Raw genomic sequence first — 20,057 nt, 5'->3', positions numbered from 1 at the left:
GTGAGGTGACGTAGCTATGAATGAAGAGACAAAAAAATATAGATTAACTGAAAAATATATACAGTATGAAGGGCACATTTTATATAGAATCCAAGCAATTAAAAACTTTTCTGATGTAAACTGTGGAGAGTATGGTGGATTCGTGGAATCCGAAGAAAATTTGAATCAATATGATGATAGTTGGGTATATGACGAAGCAAAAGTATATGGTGATGCTAGGGTCGAACATGTAGCGAATGTGAAAGAATCTGCAGTCGTTTTTGAGAATGCTATTATTTTCCAATATGCTGTAGTTAAAGGCAATGCAAAAGTTTATGGCAATGCTTGGATCCGTGAATCCGCACACATTTCTGGTCAGGCAAGAATTTATGACGAAGCAAGAGTTGCAGGAACAGTTAAGGGAAACAGTATTATAAGTGGGGACGTGACTATATATGGTAATGCATATATTAGAAGCAAAGGAAACATCCGTACGTCTAGTGACTATGTTATAGTAGAGAATATTAATTTAGATAATCAAATATTGACTATTTATAAAGCTCGAAACAACGAAATTTATGTAACAAATCAAGAAGGTTATGAACAGAGTCTGGAAGAGTTCATGAAAAATGAGAAGGATTGTGGTGAGGTTATTTATGGAGTGTTATTAATAAATGGATTTAATCTAAAATAAAAGGGAAGGAAAGTTACCTAATGGAGAAAAAATATCAATTAACAAAAGAATCTATAGAAATTGATGGGCATAAATTATATAGAATCCAAGCAATCAGAGAGTTTAGTGTAGTAGAAAAAGGTGAATATGGTGGGTTTATAGAATCAGAAAAAAATCTGAATCAATACGATGATAGTTGGGTTAGTAAAGATGCAAAAGTCTATGAGCAGGCATATGTAAAAGATTATGGTGAGGTAAATCAGGAAGCTGTGGTCAAAGGAAATGGAATTATAGAAAAATTTGGGAAAGTTTTCAATAAGGCCGTAGTAGATGAATTTGCGTGTGTAACAGGAAATGCTCAAGTTATCCAAAATGCTTCAATAACAGGATGTGCAGTAATAACTGATGCTGTAGTTATAAGTGGTGATGCACAAATTTTTGGCGATGTAAAAGTTACTGGCGTAATGCATATTGGTGGTACTGCCGTAATATCAAGTTTGGATGATTATTTTTCTATATCCTCAATTGATGAAAGTATACTGATAATTGCTAAAGGAAGGGAACAAGAAATATGGGCATATAGAACGGGGCTATCAACTATTCCTCTCTCAGAATATAAGAAGCAGGTTTCTTCTCTAGAGTTTGAATTGGTTCTAAAAATTCTTAGCTTAAAAGGATGGATTTGAATGATGTAAGCAATATGTAATAGAGATCTTAAATTTTAATTATCTAGGCAGAAAAAAATATAGTTATATTAATATTCAAACATTTCAAAGTAGGGTATGTTTTATACCTTACTTTGATTATACATAGGTGGAAATGCTGGACTATTGCGGATTATATTCAGAAAATAGCAAAAAATGCTAATAAAAATACCTCAATAAAACCAGAAGCAAAATACAAAGGTAGTAAAAAGCATGGGGTGAACTGGAAAGAAGGGCCTGCTACAGCTAAAAGCGAAGGGACACCTCAGGGACAGTGGAGTAATAAAGATTTGGATTATGCTTCTGAAATAGCAAAAAAATTAGGAGCAAGAGAGAGTGGGTACTTTGATTTACCGCCGGGTTCATCTTCAGTTGTTTATAAACCGGATGGGAGTACAGTTCCAGCTAAAAGGATATGGATAAGAAATAATGGAACAGGCACATTTCATGGATATCCCTCAGAATAAGAAAGGAAAATTTTGTAATGTTTAGAATACAAGCAAGTAACCCAAAAATAAATAGTAATGGAGCAATGGAAATAGAAGATATTTCAGATTTGTCTGATTTAATAGAAAGTACATATATTTTGCATACAGAAGATATGATAATGTTTTGGAATTATATTCCAATAGTTGTTTCGTATAAATATAATTTAAGTGAACTGATAGATGATGTTTTAGAAATGCTATTTCAGCTTCGAACGAAAGAAGAAGGAACTCTGACTATTGAATGGCCTTCAAGTTCATTTCATGGTGTTTGGAATATGTCTTGGCAGAGTAATGATTGCTTAACAATTGATTCAGAGTGGACATCAGTTGTGGGAGGAACAAAAAAACTGTTAAACGATGATTCTAGAATAGAATTATCAAAAAAGGATTTTGTCGCAGAATGGAAAAAAGTGTTGGAAAATATTATTAATGGTTTGTGGGAGATAAATAAAAATAATCTTTTGAATTCTGCTATTCAAAAGATTGAAATAGAATATAAAAAAATTGAAAAGTATGGTGAATTATACCAAACTTAATCTAGTAATAAGTGCTATTTCTTATTGATTGTGAATTGAAAATAGAATTTAAAAATCCAGAATAGCTGTATATTTTAGTTGCTCTGGATATATACATAGAGTCCACGTAGCCCAGCTCCCTGTAACGACGATAGTTAAACCAGATTTAGATAATGTAAACTTCTTAATTCTATCTGTACTGAAACGAAAGTCCCAAGTGCACAAGACCTTGCTAATGGGATAGTTGGTTGGTTTATTGGGGATTATATTCAGAAAATAGCAAAGAACGGTACTTATGAAGATGCTGATTAACATAGTGATAAAGGTAACTCAGTAAAAAGTAAAAAACCAAAAAATGGACAAAAAGCTTTAGACAATTCAGAACCAATAAACCCAAACACCACTGATAGAAGAATTGGAATTAGTGATGGAGAAATAGTTATTTTAGATAAAACAAGTGATGGATTATTACATGGTCATGTTAGAGAATGGGATGATTTAACAGAAAAAATGAAAAGTATTTTAAGAAAATCTGGAAAAGTGGATAAAAAAGGGCGGATAAAAAAATGAAATTAATAAGTACTTTTAAGTTTTCAAAAACAGCTTTTTTAAGTATGTATATTGTTGGAAATGCTGAACAACTATCGTATTTTAGTGAGGTAGAAATATACTATACTAATTTTGAATTACAGCTATTGTTATTTAAAGATTATTTAGGTGAAGGCATTAAAAATTTACAGACTATTTTACAGAAAACGCTAAATCAAGAATTATATATAAATGAAAAACTATTACTGAATGATTTGGGTTATGAGTATATGACATATTTGAAAAATATAAGTGATGATAATTTTAGTGTTGAAGATAATACAGCACAGTATTTATTGTGGGAAACAGTAACAAGTTATGACAAAAGTAACTGTTCTTGGCTATATAATAAAAATGATGATGTTGTTTTTGAAGTAACCCCTTCATACAAATACTTTTATGAAGAAAACGTAGAAATCCATTCATTTGATAAGTTTTTAGAAGAGTTTGAATCATATGCTGTAGAATTTTTATCAATGGATCAATGTAAAAAATGGTTAAATAAATTAAATTGTCTTATTAAAGAAATAAGTACAGTTTAGATATGGGGGATGCTGGAATTGAAAGAACAGATGGAGCAATAGAAGTATTTAAAAAAAGAAAAAGGAGATCGATGAGTTTATTGAGTATGCGTAAATTAATTTGATTTCTAATCTGTCATAAAGAGATAAAAAAAGTCAGAGTAACTGAGCAATTATAGTTTACTCTAACTGTATACATAAAAAATTGTAATTTAAACAAAGACATAAACTTATAGGATTGAATGTAAATTCTTTAAAAGGAAATTAAACATAAAAAGGAATTTTCAACACTGTAGTTATGTGGTGTTAATTACATCCGAGGAAGAAATGAGCAACCCGTAGGTTATCAGACATACAGCCAGGCATTATATCACCAAAGTGCAGCTTATCGATACCAGATTCAAGTTCAACGCGTGCAAGCAACTCGTAGAATAGCAACTGTTCGAATCAAGAAAGTTAGTGATACGGCAGATAAGAAATAGACAGGTAAGAAATGGACGGGTGCGAAAAATTCTACCAAGAGTTCTGGAACATGGGCATGGGCTGGACTCCCTACTTTAGCAGGTGGTGGGAGTGCGCTGACAGGAAAAGCTACTATTGCTCTAGGAACAGGAGCATTAGCAGGTTTATTTGTAGGGTTAGTGGGAATAGGACTTAACACACGAGCGAAGGATTTACGAACAGATGATGGAATAGATGCTAGAAACTATGGTGTGAACAGACTTCCTAAAGGGTGGTCATCTAACGATTATAATGTGAGAGGACAACGAGGATCATTAGTTGTTGATAATTTAGGTCGTAGAAGGATTAGCGTTGATCGCACCACTGGAAAAACGACTTACTATAGCGCAACTGGAGAAACTTTAGGTGAGAAAGAATTACCTAAGCAAGCTGGATTAGGACAGTCAAATGGTGGAAGACACGAACCGCTTGATTTGGATGAAGAATTGGCAATGGAAGAAGCGATGAATAATCCTTCTAGCGGCAAAGAGTTACAAGGGAAAAATACAGATCCAAGATGGCCATCATCAGATGGTTGGGAAAAATGGACTAAAAATGTCAATGGTACAGAGGTACATTATCAGTATAATCCAAAGACTGTCCAGATTGATGATGTGAAAATAAAGCCCAAGAAGGGAAATTAATTATGAGAGTAAAATGTATAGCAATAAATGGACAAGGACTTAATAAATTTACATTAAATAATTTGGGAGATGCTGTAAAATCAGAATATCCATTGAAAAAAAATGTGGTTTATACTATATATGGACAGCATATTTATAAGAATGTACTAAGCTATTTAATCATTGGAACTTATGAAAGTTTACCATCCTGGTATCCAGCAGAATTATTTGAAGTAGTAGATTATCAGGTTTATTTAGAGTGGTACTATTCTTATGAACCAAGCTCAGTTATCAGTGCGTTATGGGGATATAAAGAAATGGTGTTAACAGAGAATCATCATGATGATTTAATTGAAAGAACAGATGAGGCAATAGAAGTATTTTTAAAAAGGAAAAAGGAAATTGATGAGTTTATTGAGTATACGTAAATTAATTTGATTTCTAGTCTGTTACAAAGAGATAAAAAAATCAGAGTAACTGAGTAATTATAGTTTACTCTGACTGTATACATAAAAAATTGTAATTTAAACAAAGACATAAACTTATAGGATTGAATGTAAATTCTTTAAAAGGAAATTAAACATAGATGAAACATAGATGAAACATCTAATGAGTTAGTTATAGTTGATAAAAACGGAAATATTAAAACTTATTTTAAACCAAAGAGAGGATTAGATTATTATAATGAACAATGATAAACATATATGCCCAGTCTGTGGATTTGAGGGGTTAGAATTAGAAGCATATAATGATTTTGATGAACCATCTTATGAAATATGCCCCTGTTGCGGCTTTCAATTTGGATTTGATGATGATAATGCGGAACATAATAAAAATATAGAAATAGATAGATGGAGAAATAGGTGGATATCCGAAGGGTATAATTGGTATTCTGAAGTATTTGAGAAACCAAAAGATTGGGATCCAAAAAAGCAATTGGACAAGTTAAGTTTAGAAAGATAAAATTTCATATTATAGAACATATAATATAAATGCTATGAAATGAGTAGTCTGTGTCTTAATTAAAAGTTGGAGTAAGTTTTTTAATAACTTGCTCCAATCTATACATAAAAAACACCGAAATTGTCAACCTGCTTATTCTGTATAACGAGTACGGCTACCGCAGTGAATACCATGATCAGTCGAATCGGATCCATTTACGTGCCAGAGAATACAGCACAACAATGGGACGCTTCCTACAAGAAGATACCTGGTATGGAAAAGTAGAACAACCTCAAAGCCAGAACCGCTATATCTATGTAGAAAACAACCCGCAGAAATACCGTGATCGCAGCGGAAATGCTGGTTGGTGGTCTAAGGCATGGAACAATGTCAAGAAACAAGTGAAAAAAGTAGCCCAAAAAGTTTGGAACGGTGTCAAAAAAATAGCTAGCACTGTCTGGAATGGTGTAAAAGCAGTCTGGAATGCTGTTGTCCCATCCTCACCTCGAGTTTCAAGTTCATGGGGAGGAATTGCATCTGGTGTTCGTTATGTGGGGAATTATGTTGGAAGAACGTATTACCCACAACGTAGTTATGTCGGTGTCAATTATATCCGAGGAAGAAATGGACAGCCTGTTGGTTATCAGACGTATAGTCAGGCGCTGTATTATCAAAGTGCGGCTTATCGCTATCAAGTACAGGTTCAACGTGCGCAAGCAACGCGTATGATGGCAACGGTTCGGATCAAGAAAGTTTGTGATACGGCAGATAAAAAATGGACAGGTAAGAAAAGTAGCGAAGAGCAGTTAAAAGAGTTTGAGAAGAAATATGGCAAATCTAAAATAATGAAAAATGAAATCCTCTTTATCCCTGGCGGAGGCGCAATAGGTTTACTGGGAAAAGCGAAGAATACGTTAGATTGGGCAAAGAATGCTATTGGTATTGGGAAGATATTCCAGTCTGCTAGTGAGGCAATGGGGAATTCAAATAGTCGTGATGATAAAATCAAAGATGGTAATTTAGATGATTTAGGAGAGCATGTTAGAGACATATACAACAGATACGATAAAGCAAAATGGGGTGGAAATGTTTCAGGACAAACTCAAGGAACCAAAGCAGGAGCAAAATATAAAAATGACGGCAGAGATAATAGTGCCGTGTTGCCTGAAGAAGACTCAGATGGTAATGACATTGAATATGAAGAATTTGATGTTAATAATAAAATAGAAAACGAAAATAGAGATGGTGAGAGATTTATAAAAGGCAGTGATGGGTCTATTTATTATACAGACGATCATTACAAAACGTTTATCAAAATAAAATAAATTGACTATAGAGAACGTGAGGATAATTTGATATGAAAAACACTATTCATAAAATAACAATAAAAGATATTAAGGAAATTGAATACAAAGAGTTAAATGATTATACACATTACGTTAAAATAGATGGATCAAAAATAGATTCGTGGCAAACTTTTAAAGAAGATATGATTAGAAAATTTAAATTGCCTATGGGACCAGATGGAAATGCTAATGAATATCTTGATTGGATGAGAGATTTAAGCTGGCTGAAGAAAAGATCATACGTATTAGTAATTTGTAATTACGATGAGTTTTTGTCTGAAAATAGTATTGAAAAGAAAAACATAATGAATGATTTTAGTGAATATATTTTACCATTTTGGGAATCGGAGGTAGAACAAGTCGTTGTTGATGGAGTAGCAAAATCATTTCAACTTTATCTTATAGACTAAAAATAATTATCTCGTTGTTGCAACTTTCAACTAATGATAATGGACATATTCATATAAGAGATGGAAATGGTAAAATTAGAGTTAGAATCGATCCAGCTGACAATGTAGGTACACCTTATGAACATAAGCACTATTATGATAAAGACGAGAACCCTTTAGATAAAAATGGGAATATTGTTGGGAACAAAGACCCTGATGCACATATACCGAGGTTTCCATAAGGTAGGAGAGAATAAAAAAAATGGATGCAAAGAAGATTCAGCAAATTATAGATAGTAATCATTATGAGGATTCACGTATCTTAAAGCTAAATGCTAATTACATGTTTGATGAAGTGGAATTAGTTCACGAAGATACAAAAGAAGAGTCTGTTTTACTTTGTTTTTCAGGCTGTTATAAAGTCTATTTTGATCATGATAATAATTATGATAAGTTAAAAAGCGTGAAAGAAATGTCTACTTCTCAACATTTATATTTTATTCAAAATATAAAGATAGGAGAAATAACGATAAACGGAAATCCATTTTATACATGTAAAATAGAAAGCTGGCCGTTAGACTTTGAGATTTGGTTCAAAGACATTTCAATATCTAAAATCAAAGCATCGGATTTAGTATAGCTGAATATTACTTTAAAATTGGAGGGAAATATTTTGGATGTAAAAGAAATTCAGCAAACTCTTGATAAGAGTGAGTACAAGGATTCATATATTGTAAAATTAAATGGTAACTATATGTTTGATGAAGTGGAGTTAGCTTATCAAATTTCAAAAGAAGAGGCAATTTTGATTCATTTTTCAGGCTGTTATAAAGTTCATTTTAATCATGATTTTGATCAGAATAAGAGAGGTGATGTAAAAGACAGGATTTCATCTCGCCAATATTTGTATGTTCTTAAATGGATAACAATGGGAGAAATAATAGTGAATAAAAACTGTTTTTTTACTTGTCAAGTTGTGGGGACTTTATTGGATTTTGAAGTGCAGTTTAAAGAGATTAAAATTTCTAAAGTTAAAATAAATGATTTGTGATAGAAGATAGATCTATATTTACTGAAAGTAATCAAAACAGAATGAAATGATTTCGGAGTTGGGATAAGTTGTATTGTATTAACTTATTCCAACTAACTACATATTTTACAAAAATTAGCACATAAATAAGATGATTTAAAGCTAAATTATTACTTTGAAAGAAAATGGATTAAAATTTTAGCTAGAAAATGGTTTCATATTATCAAAATCACGTATTCAGTTGTAACAGTCTTAATCAAGAAAGTATGCGATACGGCGGATAAGAAATGGGTAGGTAAGAATAAAGGGCTGGTTGCAGGAGCCGCATTTGTGATTCCAATACCAAGAGTCCCGGTAGTCCCACCTGTAACGACGATACCTAAACCAGATCTAGATACTGGAAACTTCTCATTCCCATCTTTACCAAAAGTCCTAAGTGCACAAGACCTTGCTAATGGGATAGTTGGCTGGTTTATTGGGGATTATATTCAGAAAATAGCGAAGGAAACTGATTGGGAAAGAGATAACAGAGTTCCTTTAGATAATGAGACTATCTTGGGCAGTGGAAGCTATACATCAACTAAAAAAAGAGTAAAAGGTGCAAAAGTATTTGAAAAAGATGGCAAATATTATCATCGTGACACCCTTCATAAAGGTAAAGGAAGCCATTTAGAAGTATATGATAAACATGGCAAACATATAGGTGAAGCTGATCCAAGAACAGGTGAGTTAAAACCAGGAACTGCAGATTTAAATAAAAAGCTACCCAAATAGGAGGAGAACATGTTGGGAGAAATAACAGTACCAATAATTGATAATGATATTTATGTACTTGCTGTAACGCAAAAATTTGTGATTGTAAATAATTCCTATGAAGGAATTTTAATTTTCAATAAAAATTTGGAAAAAATAGATGTGTATGAGATATGTTCAGATTTGATGATTTATCAAGTTTATTCAGATTATAATACTGATACAATCGTAATACACGATGCAGAAAGCGGAACGATGTATATTATCTACTTACGAGATAAAAAACAAATAGTGATAAAAGACCAGTTTTTACCATATACAGAGTTTTGTTATTTTGAAGAAAATAGTTTTTTATTAAGACGTTTGGATTATATGTATAAATTTTCTTTATTGACAGGGGAGGTAATTGAAAAAAAGTTTCAAAAGGAAAAGATTATTGCTAATAATCAGGATGAATATATTATTGAGTTAGACGAAGAAACTCTTATATATAAGAATAAGGAAATGAAAATAGTACTTTCTTTTAGTGAAGTAACTACATCTATTGATGTAAAAAATCGGTACATTATATTATATGATGAAACTTATTTAGAGTTATTTTATCTAGATAAAATAATAGGAAAGTATACTGTAAATCAAAAAATGGAATTGAGAAAGGCTGTAATAGATAGAGATTGTATCTATTTTATTTTAAACAAAAAAAATGATACTACAGAGAATGTGATACACAAAATGACTATTGATGAAGTACGAAAAAATAGTAAGTAATAAACAAGCTGATTTTTAATTAAAAAAATGGAATTTAAAAATCCAGAGTAGCTGTATATTTTAGTTGCTCTGGATATATACATAGAGTCCACGTAGCCCCGCCCTTTGTAACGATGATACCTAATCCAGATCTAGATACTGGAAACTTCTCATTCCCATCTTTACCAAAAGTCCCAAGTGCACAAGACCTTGCTAATGGAATAATTGGCTGGTTTATTGGGGATTATATTCAGAAAATAGCAAAAAATAGAGATTTAGATGATGTTAAAGCTAAAGATTTGAAACGTCTACCGAATAATAAAGTAAAAGATTTAGGTGGTGAAGAATATACGCAGGATGTAAAAGGTAAAAGTGGTAAAAGTAAAGCAGACTTATACTGGAATCCTAAAACAGGTGATGTTTACTCTATCCCTAAAAAAGGAGGACCGCCAACCTATGTTGATACAATACCTAAAGGAAAATAGTAAAGGAGAAGAAAATGGATAATACAAGACCTAAAGAGCTAACTAATGGAAAAATGATTAGAGAATATAGTACTTCTTTTTCTCGAATACCGATGGTTAGATATGAAGAAATTGTAGAATATTATATAAAAGAACCAGCAAAAATTATCGTAGTAAGTGAGAGTAACAAAATAAAATGTGAGCTTATTTTTCAAGTGGTTAGAGAAGTTCCAAATAGTGATTTAATTAGTTTTTCTATTTATTCAGATGAAAGAGAAGAATTTGATGAGAACACATTTTTTATAATTAGAAAAGTTTATTGGAATAAAAAAGTAGATATTGCTGGAATAAGAGAAGGTGTAAAAGAGAGAGAAGGACTTTTAAACACATATCCTTCAATCGAAAATAATAATATTGTAGTTTCAAATAATTCTAAAATAATTAGAATTTTAAAGCAGTTAGACAATTTAGTTTCTGATGGAATTATTTTAAGTGATGAAATAAATCCAGATTGGTCAGGTGCTAACCAACTGAGAGTCATGCGATGTTTTGATTGGGGAATAATTGAAAGTTTGTGGGGAAAGCAAAAGAAAAATATTGAACTAGAGAAGTTTCTATATGAAAGTATTGAAAAGTTGAACGATATTATTTTGAATGAAAAGCCAACTGATTTTGAAATAGATTTAGATTATCTTTATTCACCAGATAGTTTAAAATCAATTGTTAATGGAAGTATTGTGAAGTAGAAAGAATAGTAATATAAATGATAATGGTTCAAATAGTTCCAAAAAGTTGGGGTAAGTTTTTTTATAGCTTACTCCAATTTGTACGTAAAATCTAGTGAAATAATTAATCTGTTTATTCAGTTTTGTGCGTAGGAAAAATGATGTTGCAGCGGAAACGCTGATTGGTGGTCTAAAGCTTGGAATAAAGCGACACGAGCAGCAGCTACAGTTCGAATCAAGAAAGTTTGCGATACGGCGGATAAGAAATGGACAGGTAAGAAAAGTAGCGAAGAGCAGTTAAAAGAGTTCGAGAAGAAATATGGCAAATCTAAAATAATTAAAAATGAAGTTCTCTTTATCCCTGGCGGAGGCGCAATAGGTTTACTGGGAAAAGCGAAGAATACGTTAGATTGGGCAAAGAATGCTATTGGTATTGGGAAGATATTTGCATCAGTAGGTGAAATGGTAGGGAATTTAAGAGAAGATAATAGCACAAAGAATAAATCCAAAGAGCAAGAAACAGATAAAGCTCTTGAGCAAGGAATGAATAAACCGAGTTATAAAACTAATACCAATATTGATTGTGAGGAGATAGCCGAGGACTTAGTAGAAATAAACAGAAATGGAAAAGTTTATAACATTACTTCTAAAGATGGTGGACAAGTGTCAATACCAGAGTATGGTCAGATAGAACAATTCGATTATCATTTTGTATATTCATATAATAATATGATATATGATCCACGTTATTCTTCCGTGCCAGTTTCCAAAGATATGTATTTTAAAGAAATTAATAGCCTAAATTCACAAGGGATTAATGTATTTGAAGCTAAATTGTAAAGGAGTAATGAAATGGATTCAGATGAGGACTATAAATTAGCTAATCTTATAAAGAAAAAATTTAATGTACGACAGAGAAGATTGCCCATGTACCAACGTAATGATTTTTATTATGAAATTCCTGCTCTATATTTTCAATTAGTTAAAGATAAAAACGAGCGAGGTGATTATGAAAAAATTAAAAATAGTGTAAAGTCATTTAAAGGAAACTTGGAGTGGCGTTGCGGACCGTCTGCGCCGTCAAGAAAAAACTATGAAATCATTCCTAAAATAGCAAGAATAACAATGGACAACCAAAAATCTAGTTATGATGATTATCTCAATTATAAAAATTTAACTGATCAAGAAACTTTTGAACGAATTTGTGATTTAGCGATAGAGGATATCCCAAATTTGTACGAACATATGAAAAAAACTTTGTAGAGTTTAGTTAAGAGGAGTAGAAAAAAGCTAAAATGGAGAATTTTCTCTATTTTAGCTATACATAATATCAAATAACTCTGAGCTAAAAATATTCCAAATAAAAATGTGATATGGCCGACAGGAAATGAGCAAGAAGTAATTCAGGACTTGTTGTAGGAATGGCATTCGTGATTCCCATTCCAAGAGTACCAGTAGTCCCACCTGTAACGACGATACCTAAACCAGATCTAGATACTGAAAACTTCTCATTCCCATCTTTACCGAAAGTCCCAAGTGTACAAGACCTCGCTAATGGGATAGTTAGCTGGTTTATTGGGGATTATATTCAGAAAGTGCAAGAAAAAAATATTGAGGATATTGCTAGAGCGAATGATTGGGGGAATTCTAGGATTTTAGAAGATCATTATGATTGACATGGAGCAGAAACAAATTCAAAAAATATGGATGATTATGCGAAGAAAGCACGTGATTTATATAATAGAAGAGGTAGTATCAATAGTAAAACGGACGATAAGGGAGTAACAAGGGTTTATGATGAGACGACAGGTCTTTTTGGCTCATATAATAGAGATGGTAGTAGTAGAACTATATTTAAACCTGAAAAAGGAAAAGCCTATTGGGATAAGCAACCAGGAAAATAATTTGAAATCGGAGGTTGATAAGTAATGTATACATGTACTATTTGTGGTTACAAGGGTTTGGAAATGGAATCGTATGGAAAAGATTATCCATCAAGAGAAGTTTGTTCTTGTTGCGGCTTTCAATTTGGTGAAGATGATGATAAAGGAATTTCTCATGATGGGTGGAGAGAATCTTGGATAGAAAAGGGGTGTCCTTTTTGGTATATTCCTGATTGTCCAGAAAATTGGAATGTAGAAAAACAATTAAAAGAGATTGGAGTCGTTTATAAAAAGAGTGATGTGATAAAAAATAGTTGTCCAGTCTGTGAGTTTGATGGATTATTTGAACCAGCTTACGATGAAGAATATGGCTACCCTTCAGATGATATTTGTCCATGTTGTGGTTTTCAATTTGGCTTGGACGATTATCCAAATAAAAACAAAGGAATACAAAAATGGCGTGAAAATTGGATAAGAGGTGGTTTTCTTTGGTATTCAAAAAACCGTGTTCAGCCGAATTGGAGCGCAACAGAACAACTAATCCTTTTAACTAAAATAAAAAACTAATAGAAGTTGTAATGCAGATATACCATTTTTGTATGTAGCAAAATTATTTAAAGTTATAAAGAATTGGTAGTAACAGGTAATCCCTACAATGATTTAATTGAACGAACAGAAATATTTTTTAAAAGGAAATCAATAAATTTATTGAATATACTTAAATAAATTTGGTTTCTAGTCTGTAATAAAGAGATTACAAAAGTCAGAGTAACTACAGCAATTATAGTTTACTCTGACTGTATACATAAAAAATTGTAATTTAAACAAAGACATAAACTTGTAGGATTGAATGGAAATCTCATAAAAGGAAATTAAACATAAAAAGAAATTTCCTACAAGGCAATTACGACAAGATATCGATTATGATGACCATGGAAATCCAACAAGACATCCAGAAGTACCTCATGAACATACTTGGAAAGATGGTGTGAGAAAATGATAGAAGCAATTGTAGTAAAAGAATTTCCTTGCGGTTATTTTACAAATATGAAATATATATTTGAAGCGATTAAAAAAGATAATCAGTATAATTGGCTTATTACTGATTATGAATGTAACTATTATCCGGACGATTTGATCAAACCAAATGAAGATTATATTTGGTTAGACAACGAAAACTTGATGAGAATAGTAGAAAATAATGATATTCAGTTTATTTGGGGAGTATTTTCTGGGTTTCCAAAAAATATTTCAAAGAAAAAAATTCTTGAAAATAACTTACCCTATGCAAATGGATATATCGGTTTTTGGTCACATGAGACAAATATCCAACATCCGTTAGCAGAAGTTGAATTAGTTTCTTGGGATAGTAGTTTATTTTTAGCCATAAGCAAAAATAAAAAAATCATTACAGATATTCAACAAAAATTTCTTCACACAGAAAGTCTGAAAGAGTATATTGATAAATGATGAAAGGAATAGTTGTTTTTAAACACGAAGAAAATTTTTCTCGATTATCTGATGTTTTCAAAGCAATAGGAAATATAGAAAATGAATATAACTGGTTAATTACAAATAGCGAGTTTGTATCACAAAATGATACACCTTTTTTCAATGAATCATATACATGGATAAAGGGAGAAAAACTTTCTGAATTAATAAGTAAGGATGATGGTTATTGGATTTGGGGAGTATTTTCTGCTTTTGAAAAAAATATTAAAAAGGAAGAAGTGCTAACTTATCCATTACCATTTGCAAATGGGTATAAAGGATTTTGGGAAGTACCGTTGACTTTGCAAAATCCTCTGGCAGAGTTTGAGATAGTAGAATGGGATGGGAATACACTTATTGTAATAAGTAAGAATGACAAAATCATTGAAAGTTTAAAAAAATATTATCCATTCGCTTGTGATTTAGAAAAGTATAATAGTGAAGACTAATTTCAATTATTAAAGAATGCAATGTTGAAAGGAATAGTTATGAGTAGATTAGAGAGTCAAAGATATTTCTTTATTCTACTTTTCCTATAAAAATACTGAGACATATATGCCGCTAAAATAGTAGGAGGACAGTTTTTATGTTGAAAACCCCATTAGGAAATATTCGATTATTTGAAAATAATATAGAAAAGAAATATAGCTATAAATCACTAAAAGTTAATAGTAAAAATTATTCAGTTGATAAACGAATCAGTATTACATTGAAACTTACTCAAAATTTTGAAAATGTAAAGTTCATCGTAGATATTGATGAAAATGAAGTGATAAAAAGTGAAATTGAATCCGGAGAAAATTTGTCATTAATAAGTTTTTTTAAAGGTAATTTAAAATTGAGTATAGGAACGGTAGGGGATATTACTGGTGTTGATTATTTCTATTTGGATAATGGAATGGACTTAACCCTCAATAAAGAGACTAATATTAAGGAAATAATATTTTATATAGCTTGGCTCAACATGGGAAATCCAGAAGAGGAATCTATTTTTACTTGGTTTGCTGCTGATCCAACATTAGATTAGTAGTAAGTTTAAATATAGATAAAGACTCTATCTATTTTATTTTAAACAAAAAAAATGATACTACAGAGAATATAATACACAAAAAGACCATTACTGAAGTAAGAAAAAATCTTGAGTAAATCTAGCTGATTTTTAATTGAAAAATAGAGTTTGAAAATCCAGAATAATGGAACAAATCGTGGCGGAAGTTCCTAAGAAAGGCCTAAAAACAAAAGAGGTTTTGAAAAGAAAAGGGAGAAGTCACTTATGATGAAAAAGGAAATAAATTTAGAGATTAGACTTGAAGATGGTAGTATTCCAATAATTAAACCAATCAATAGTGATATTGTGAGTATTGATAGCAAATTATGGAATCTATATACTCAATCTGAAAATTATGATGAGCTGTTTAGCATAGCGAAAAAAATGTATATAAAAGTTGCACTAGATATTTTTAATAAGCCGATGACCAATGAAGATCCTCGGTTAAATTTGCTTTCAAATGACTACTTCAAACTAAATCAAGAAACTAAATTTCTTTGTTTTATAAAAAAAGTTTTTGAATTAAATAAAGAAAAATGCTACATCGATCTTGGAACTTTTGAAAATAATCAAACCTTAATGGAGTTTCTGATAAACCAAGAGAAATACTTAGATCAAATAGATAAATATATCTTGTTAAATCAAATTGAGATTCTAAAGACTAGTAAAAATACCATTTATTTAATAGATGATCTTAATCTATTAACTATGTTTTTTAAAGGTTTTTTAAGAGAATGTTTGTGGAGTAGTTTATATTTTAATACTGTTCCTTTAATTATAAAAACAAATTATGACATCAGTTTACCGTTAGTTTTTCAGAATGAAGAAGATAAAAAGAGATACGAAAAAATTGCAAATGAGAGTGGGCTGTTCTTTTTGTAGTCTAAATGAATTTACAAATGTATGAAATAAAGACGAAAGAGATAAAAATTGTATTTAAACTTAGTGTTGGAAGTTACTTGTTCGGAATATTGATTGTATAAGTTTAAATTAAAAGGGGCTGTTGTATATGGATTTTGAATCACAAAGAAAAATTTTAATAGACGATATATTACTATATGAACCAATCGTAAAAAGAAAATTATTATTGTTTATTAATAAATTGATTTGGAAATTCACTAGTTGCTTACTGTTATCAATATTATTATTCAATCTATATTATTTTGTATTTGGATAGAAAGATATAGTATCAAATATCTTTACTGGAACTCTAATCTTTCTTTCATTAGTCTTTTTGATCAAGTTACTACAAGTTAAATCGTTGATAACAAATAACTATCATACTTGGGCAACGACAAAACTTAAACTAGTTATGGTTTCTGAGTTGTATTGGTATTCAGATGATAACTATTTATATAATAAACTTGTAGTTGGAAAAAAAGAGAAGACTATGAAGACTATAAGGGTACAAAGAAAATCGTTAAGATTATTGAAATCAAAGGAGAAAGGGGACTATTTTATTTGTGAAGAAATGGACTTCAATAAGATGTATACTTTTTCTTCAAAAGAACTATTTATAGGACAACTATCAGAAGCTGCAGTAATGAAGACATTATGTTGAAGCTGTATTGAATACTAAGAGAGCATATGCAAGTATCAGAAAAAAACTGATAATTGCATATGCTCTTTTTTATTTATCTATTTTTAAAACTTAAAAAGTTGTTCCCCTTTACAAAAGGAACGTACGTTCGTATAATTGGTTATGGAATAGAATAAGGAGAGGATAGTTATGATTTTTGATTATGAAAAAGAACCTAGAAGAGTGCTTTTTTGTATTGACGTGAAATCCTTTTATGCATCAGTTGAATGTGTGGCTAGAGGCTACGATCCACTTGAAAAAATGCTCGTTGTGATGAGTCACGCTGAAAATACTGGCGGCCTCGTTTTAGCCTCTTCACCAAAAGCGAAAGAAGTGCTGGGAATCACCAATGTGACACGAAAATATGATGTGCCGGATCATCCAGAGTTAGAGATCGTGCCGCCTCGGATGAATGAATATATCAAAGAAAACATGAAAATCAATGCAATCTATAAAGAATATGTTGCAGAAGAAGATTTACATATTTATTCGATCGATGAATCTTTTTTAGACGTAACTGCCAGTTGGAAATTGTTCGGAGAAACACCCAGAGCGTTAGCTAAAATCATTCAACAAAGAATCAAAAAAGAAACAGGTCTAGCGATCACGATCGGAATTGGTGATAATCCTTTGCTAGCCAAATTAGCGATGGATATCGAAGCAAAACACAATAATGAGCGGTTAGCTGAGTGGCATTATGAAAATGTTCCTGAAAAAGTCTGGGCAATTGAATCAATGACGGAGATGTGGGGAATTGGTCACCGGTTAGCCAAACGTTTAAATAACCTAGGAATTCGTTCTGTATATGATTTAGCCCATGCAGATTTAAATACTCTTAAAAGAAATTTAGGAATCATTGGTGAACAGCTATATGCACATGCGCATGGTATTGACCGCAGCCGCTTATCTGAAAAATACATACCAGAAGAACGCTCCTATAACAATTCTCAGATATTGATGCGGGATTATCTGAGACAAGATGAGATCGAAGTTGTAATCAGAGAAATGGCGGAACAAGTAGCAGCGCGCCTTAGAAAAGCCAATTGTCAGACAGAATGTGTTCATTTGTCTGTGGGATTTTCTAAAGCAGGTAAGTCGGGCGGTTCTGGTTTTTCAAGACAAATGAAAGTGCCATTAACAAACAGTAGCAAGTTGTTGATTGAATACTGTTTGACGATCTTTAGACAACATTGGCACGGAGAAGAAGTACGACATATTGGGATTACGTATTCCAAACTGAATTACAATACTTATGTACAATTGGATTTATTTCATGAACCAGATGAGCAAATGAAAGAACTGAAATTAGACCAGTTAATCGACGAAATTCGGCAACGTTTTGGCTATGTTTCGTTGGTTCACGCCAGTTCAGTCTCATCTGGCGGTACAGCAATTTCAAGAGCATCACTAGTCGGCGGGCATGCAGGGGGAATGGAGGGCTTGCAATGAGTAAAGAGCGAGATTATTATTTTGAACAGTATCAAGATCGAAAAATGAAAAAGTGGGCAGGATTTTATTTATCTGAACATACCGCAATTATTGAACAAGAGAAAAAAATACAGCCTGCTAAAAAGAAAATACAAATGAGCTGGTCAGAAATCGATGAAGTATTAGCTCAGGCTTTTCAAAATCAAGTTGAAGTGATGATTCAAAAAGAAGAACTAGATTGTGAAGGAAATTATGGAGCAGATATTATTGGCATGATTCAAGGTCATGATGAATTGGGCATTTATGTTGGAGGGCATAAGATCGGTTACGATGAAATTCGCCATGTTCAGTTATACTAAAGAAAACCATCTAACTTTATATACGGTGCTAAAGTTAGATGATTTTTCAGTTTTTAACGGCTAGTGACAAGAAAGAATTCGGCTAATGCGAATAGGATCATCATTACCGCAATTAGACCACAAACAATCAAATGACGGCGCTTATGCATCATCACGATAGCAATAAATTCTCTTAAAAAGGCATTCGGCAGAAAGTAGAAGGCTGTTCGAGCTCCGATACCATCGGCTTTTAGGTTCGCCATTTTTGCAAAAAGACCAGCACGGAATAAATGAAAATTATTGGTTGTGAAAAGTGCTCGGAAATCTGTACCACCAAAATCTTGTTCCATGATTTCTTTTGAAAATTTCATATTCTCTAGCGTATTTTTAGAATTTGTTTCAACTAAAATATCTTCTTCGGGAATCCCTTTTTCAAGGGCATAATTTTTCATTGCAAGGCTTTCTGCGATATGTTCGTCATCGCCTTTACCGCCAGACATCAGAATTTTTGGCGGATTCAAAGTAGCATTGGACTGCGCTTTATAAAATTGAATCGCTTTTTCGATCCGTTTGCCTAAAAGAGGCGGAACCGTTTTTCCATCGATCAAACCAGAACCTAGAACAATAATAAAATCTTTATTATATTTAGGTTGGTTGAATTGATAAATGATCGAAATCGTTAAAAAATTATAGAAAACAATAGAAAAATAAAACATAGATAACGGTAAGATTCCAAATAGTAGAGAAGCCCATTGCGGTAAAACTTTATCTGAATAGTAATTAAATATCAGAAAGACTGTCAAACCAATCGCTAAAAGTAATGTCAATAAGTTTGCTAAAGAGTGTCCTTCTTTGCGCATCACGACAATTGCATTCCAATACAAGAAAACAAGCAAAGCGTAAAGTCCAATTAATAGTAGCAGCAACAAAAAAACGCTTGTAATTCCTGCTAAAACGATCAATAAAGGATTCATTGTTCTAACAAGCAAAGAGCCCAAGTAAGTCATACCTACGATGAGAAATAAATTAAACAATAATCCGTTGGCTAACCTACGTTTCTCTTTAAAATAACTAAAAAGAAAAATCAGGAGAAAACTTGATGGGATCAAAAAATAATAAGTATGAAGCTGTACTTCTAAAAAAATAACATAAATGATAAAGCAAATCGAAAACCAAAGTAGTTCAAAAAATTTCCAATCTTGATTAACCTTTTTTTGGCGCCATTTTGGAATAATAAATACACCAATAAGATAAATGATACCAATGATAATACTAAAATAATTCCCCATAATAGAACTCCTT

Annotated in this window: 28 protein-coding genes; 27 read left to right on the top strand and 1 reads right to left on the bottom strand. The window is 31.8% G+C overall.

What is annotated here, in order from left to right; translation table 11 throughout:
- Positions 1 to 16 precede the first annotated feature (16 nt).
- From I583_RS08845 to I583_RS08705, 27 genes are all read left to right on the top strand, one after another.
- Positions 17 to 673: a bactofilin family protein gene (locus I583_RS08845; RefSeq protein WP_010760832.1), complete on the top strand. Its 657-nt coding sequence runs from the start codon at positions 17 to 19 to the stop codon at positions 671 to 673.
- A gap of 20 nt (positions 674 to 693) precedes the next feature.
- Positions 694 to 1,338 (top strand): hypothetical protein, encoded by a 645-nt coding sequence (locus I583_RS08840; RefSeq protein ID WP_010760833.1) that lies wholly within the window; start codon positions 694 to 696, stop codon positions 1,336 to 1,338.
- Between the two features lie 113 nt (positions 1,339 to 1,451).
- Positions 1,452 to 1,823 carry a hypothetical protein gene (locus I583_RS08835; RefSeq protein WP_010760834.1) on the top strand — a complete coding sequence of 124 codons (372 nt, stop codon included), beginning with the start codon at positions 1,452 to 1,454 and terminating at the stop codon, positions 1,821 to 1,823.
- Positions 1,824 to 1,840: 17 nt separating this feature from the next.
- A complete protein-coding gene (locus tag I583_RS08830; RefSeq protein WP_010760835.1) occupies positions 1,841 to 2,380 on the top strand; it encodes a hypothetical protein in 540 nt (179 codons plus the stop codon).
- Between the two features lie 545 nt (positions 2,381 to 2,925).
- Entirely contained in the window at positions 2,926 to 3,489 is a 564-nt protein-coding gene (locus I583_RS08825) for a hypothetical protein (RefSeq protein WP_010760836.1), read from the top strand.
- A 620-nt stretch (positions 3,490 to 4,109) separates the two neighbouring features.
- Positions 4,110 to 4,613, top strand: coding sequence for a hypothetical protein (locus I583_RS08820; protein ID WP_010760837.1), 504 nt, complete (start codon positions 4,110 to 4,112; stop codon positions 4,611 to 4,613).
- A gap of 2 nt (positions 4,614 to 4,615) precedes the next feature.
- Positions 4,616 to 5,020 carry a hypothetical protein gene (locus tag I583_RS08815; RefSeq protein WP_010760838.1) on the top strand — a complete coding sequence of 135 codons (405 nt, stop codon included), beginning with the start codon at positions 4,616 to 4,618 and terminating at the stop codon, positions 5,018 to 5,020.
- Between the two features lie 256 nt (positions 5,021 to 5,276).
- Positions 5,277 to 5,555 (top strand): hypothetical protein, encoded by a 279-nt coding sequence (locus I583_RS08810; RefSeq protein WP_010760839.1) that lies wholly within the window; start codon positions 5,277 to 5,279, stop codon positions 5,553 to 5,555.
- 83 nt (positions 5,556 to 5,638) lie between these two features.
- Positions 5,639 to 6,859, top strand: coding sequence for an RHS repeat-associated core domain-containing protein (locus I583_RS16310; protein ID WP_341853149.1), 1,221 nt, complete (start codon positions 5,639 to 5,641; stop codon positions 6,857 to 6,859).
- A 32-nt stretch (positions 6,860 to 6,891) separates the two neighbouring features.
- Positions 6,892 to 7,290: a barstar family protein gene (locus tag I583_RS08800; protein WP_010760841.1), complete on the top strand. Its 399-nt coding sequence runs from the start codon at positions 6,892 to 6,894 to the stop codon at positions 7,288 to 7,290.
- Positions 7,291 to 7,304: 14 nt separating this feature from the next.
- On the top strand, positions 7,305 to 7,511 hold the full coding sequence (locus I583_RS16480; RefSeq protein ID WP_208854725.1) for a hypothetical protein: 207 nt from the start codon (positions 7,305 to 7,307) through the stop codon (positions 7,509 to 7,511).
- 20 nt (positions 7,512 to 7,531) lie between these two features.
- Complete coding sequence (locus tag I583_RS08795) at positions 7,532 to 7,909, top strand: hypothetical protein (RefSeq protein ID WP_010760842.1); 378 nt, start codon at positions 7,532 to 7,534, stop codon at positions 7,907 to 7,909.
- Positions 7,910 to 7,942: 33 nt separating this feature from the next.
- The gene (locus I583_RS08790; protein WP_010760843.1) at positions 7,943 to 8,320 is read left to right on the top strand and encodes a hypothetical protein; all 378 of its coding nucleotides are present in this window, start codon (positions 7,943 to 7,945) and stop codon (positions 8,318 to 8,320) included.
- Positions 8,321 to 8,629: 309 nt separating this feature from the next.
- The gene (locus I583_RS08785; RefSeq protein ID WP_010760844.1) at positions 8,630 to 9,073 is read left to right on the top strand and encodes a colicin E3/pyocin S6 family cytotoxin; all 444 of its coding nucleotides are present in this window, start codon (positions 8,630 to 8,632) and stop codon (positions 9,071 to 9,073) included.
- 9 nt (positions 9,074 to 9,082) lie between these two features.
- The gene (locus tag I583_RS08780) at positions 9,083 to 9,820 is read left to right on the top strand and encodes a hypothetical protein (protein WP_010760845.1); all 738 of its coding nucleotides are present in this window, start codon (positions 9,083 to 9,085) and stop codon (positions 9,818 to 9,820) included.
- A 113-nt stretch (positions 9,821 to 9,933) separates the two neighbouring features.
- Entirely contained in the window at positions 9,934 to 10,284 is a 351-nt protein-coding gene (locus I583_RS08775; protein WP_010760846.1) for a hypothetical protein, read from the top strand.
- A gap of 14 nt (positions 10,285 to 10,298) precedes the next feature.
- Positions 10,299 to 11,009, top strand: a complete 711-nt coding sequence (locus tag I583_RS08770) for a hypothetical protein (RefSeq protein WP_010760847.1) — start codon at positions 10,299 to 10,301, stop codon at positions 11,007 to 11,009.
- Between the two features lie 441 nt (positions 11,010 to 11,450).
- Positions 11,451 to 11,828, top strand: coding sequence for a hypothetical protein (locus I583_RS08765; RefSeq protein ID WP_010760848.1), 378 nt, complete (start codon positions 11,451 to 11,453; stop codon positions 11,826 to 11,828).
- 12 nt (positions 11,829 to 11,840) lie between these two features.
- The gene (locus I583_RS08760) at positions 11,841 to 12,251 is read left to right on the top strand and encodes a hypothetical protein (RefSeq protein ID WP_010760849.1); all 411 of its coding nucleotides are present in this window, start codon (positions 11,841 to 11,843) and stop codon (positions 12,249 to 12,251) included.
- Positions 12,252 to 12,409: 158 nt separating this feature from the next.
- The gene (locus I583_RS08755) at positions 12,410 to 12,664 is read left to right on the top strand and encodes a hypothetical protein (protein WP_010760850.1); all 255 of its coding nucleotides are present in this window, start codon (positions 12,410 to 12,412) and stop codon (positions 12,662 to 12,664) included.
- A 252-nt stretch (positions 12,665 to 12,916) separates the two neighbouring features.
- Positions 12,917 to 13,438: a hypothetical protein gene (locus tag I583_RS16755; protein WP_010760852.1), complete on the top strand. Its 522-nt coding sequence runs from the start codon at positions 12,917 to 12,919 to the stop codon at positions 13,436 to 13,438.
- Between the two features lie 429 nt (positions 13,439 to 13,867).
- Positions 13,868 to 14,341, top strand: a complete 474-nt coding sequence (locus I583_RS08735; protein WP_010760853.1) for a hypothetical protein — start codon at positions 13,868 to 13,870, stop codon at positions 14,339 to 14,341.
- A complete protein-coding gene (locus tag I583_RS08730; RefSeq protein ID WP_010760854.1) occupies positions 14,338 to 14,811 on the top strand; it encodes a DUF2691 family protein in 474 nt (157 codons plus the stop codon). The genes I583_RS08735 and I583_RS08730 overlap by 4 nt, the downstream gene beginning before the upstream one ends.
- A gap of 137 nt (positions 14,812 to 14,948) precedes the next feature.
- The gene (locus I583_RS08725) at positions 14,949 to 15,389 is read left to right on the top strand and encodes a hypothetical protein (protein ID WP_010760855.1); all 441 of its coding nucleotides are present in this window, start codon (positions 14,949 to 14,951) and stop codon (positions 15,387 to 15,389) included.
- A 246-nt stretch (positions 15,390 to 15,635) separates the two neighbouring features.
- Positions 15,636 to 16,292, top strand: a complete 657-nt coding sequence (locus I583_RS08720) for a hypothetical protein (RefSeq protein WP_010760856.1) — start codon at positions 15,636 to 15,638, stop codon at positions 16,290 to 16,292.
- Between the two features lie 847 nt (positions 16,293 to 17,139).
- On the top strand, positions 17,140 to 18,438 hold the full coding sequence (locus I583_RS08710) for a Y-family DNA polymerase (protein ID WP_010760857.1): 1,299 nt from the start codon (positions 17,140 to 17,142) through the stop codon (positions 18,436 to 18,438).
- Positions 18,435 to 18,776, top strand: coding sequence for a hypothetical protein (locus I583_RS08705; protein WP_010760858.1), 342 nt, complete (start codon positions 18,435 to 18,437; stop codon positions 18,774 to 18,776). The genes I583_RS08710 and I583_RS08705 overlap by 4 nt, the downstream gene beginning before the upstream one ends.
- A gap of 53 nt (positions 18,777 to 18,829) precedes the next feature.
- Here I583_RS08705 and I583_RS08700 read toward each other — a convergent pair whose 3' ends face one another.
- A complete protein-coding gene (locus tag I583_RS08700) occupies positions 18,830 to 20,044 on the bottom strand; it encodes a YdcF family protein (protein ID WP_010760859.1) in 1,215 nt (404 codons plus the stop codon).
- Positions 20,045 to 20,057: the final 13 nt, after the last annotated feature.

This window comes from Enterococcus haemoperoxidus ATCC BAA-382, from assembly GCF_000407165.1.
In the GTDB taxonomy this organism is placed as follows: Bacteria; Bacillota; Bacilli; order Lactobacillales; family Enterococcaceae; genus Enterococcus_L; species Enterococcus_L haemoperoxidus.
The sequence above is the reverse complement of the archived record's forward strand: the minus strand, read 5'-3'. Positions and strand labels throughout refer to the sequence as shown.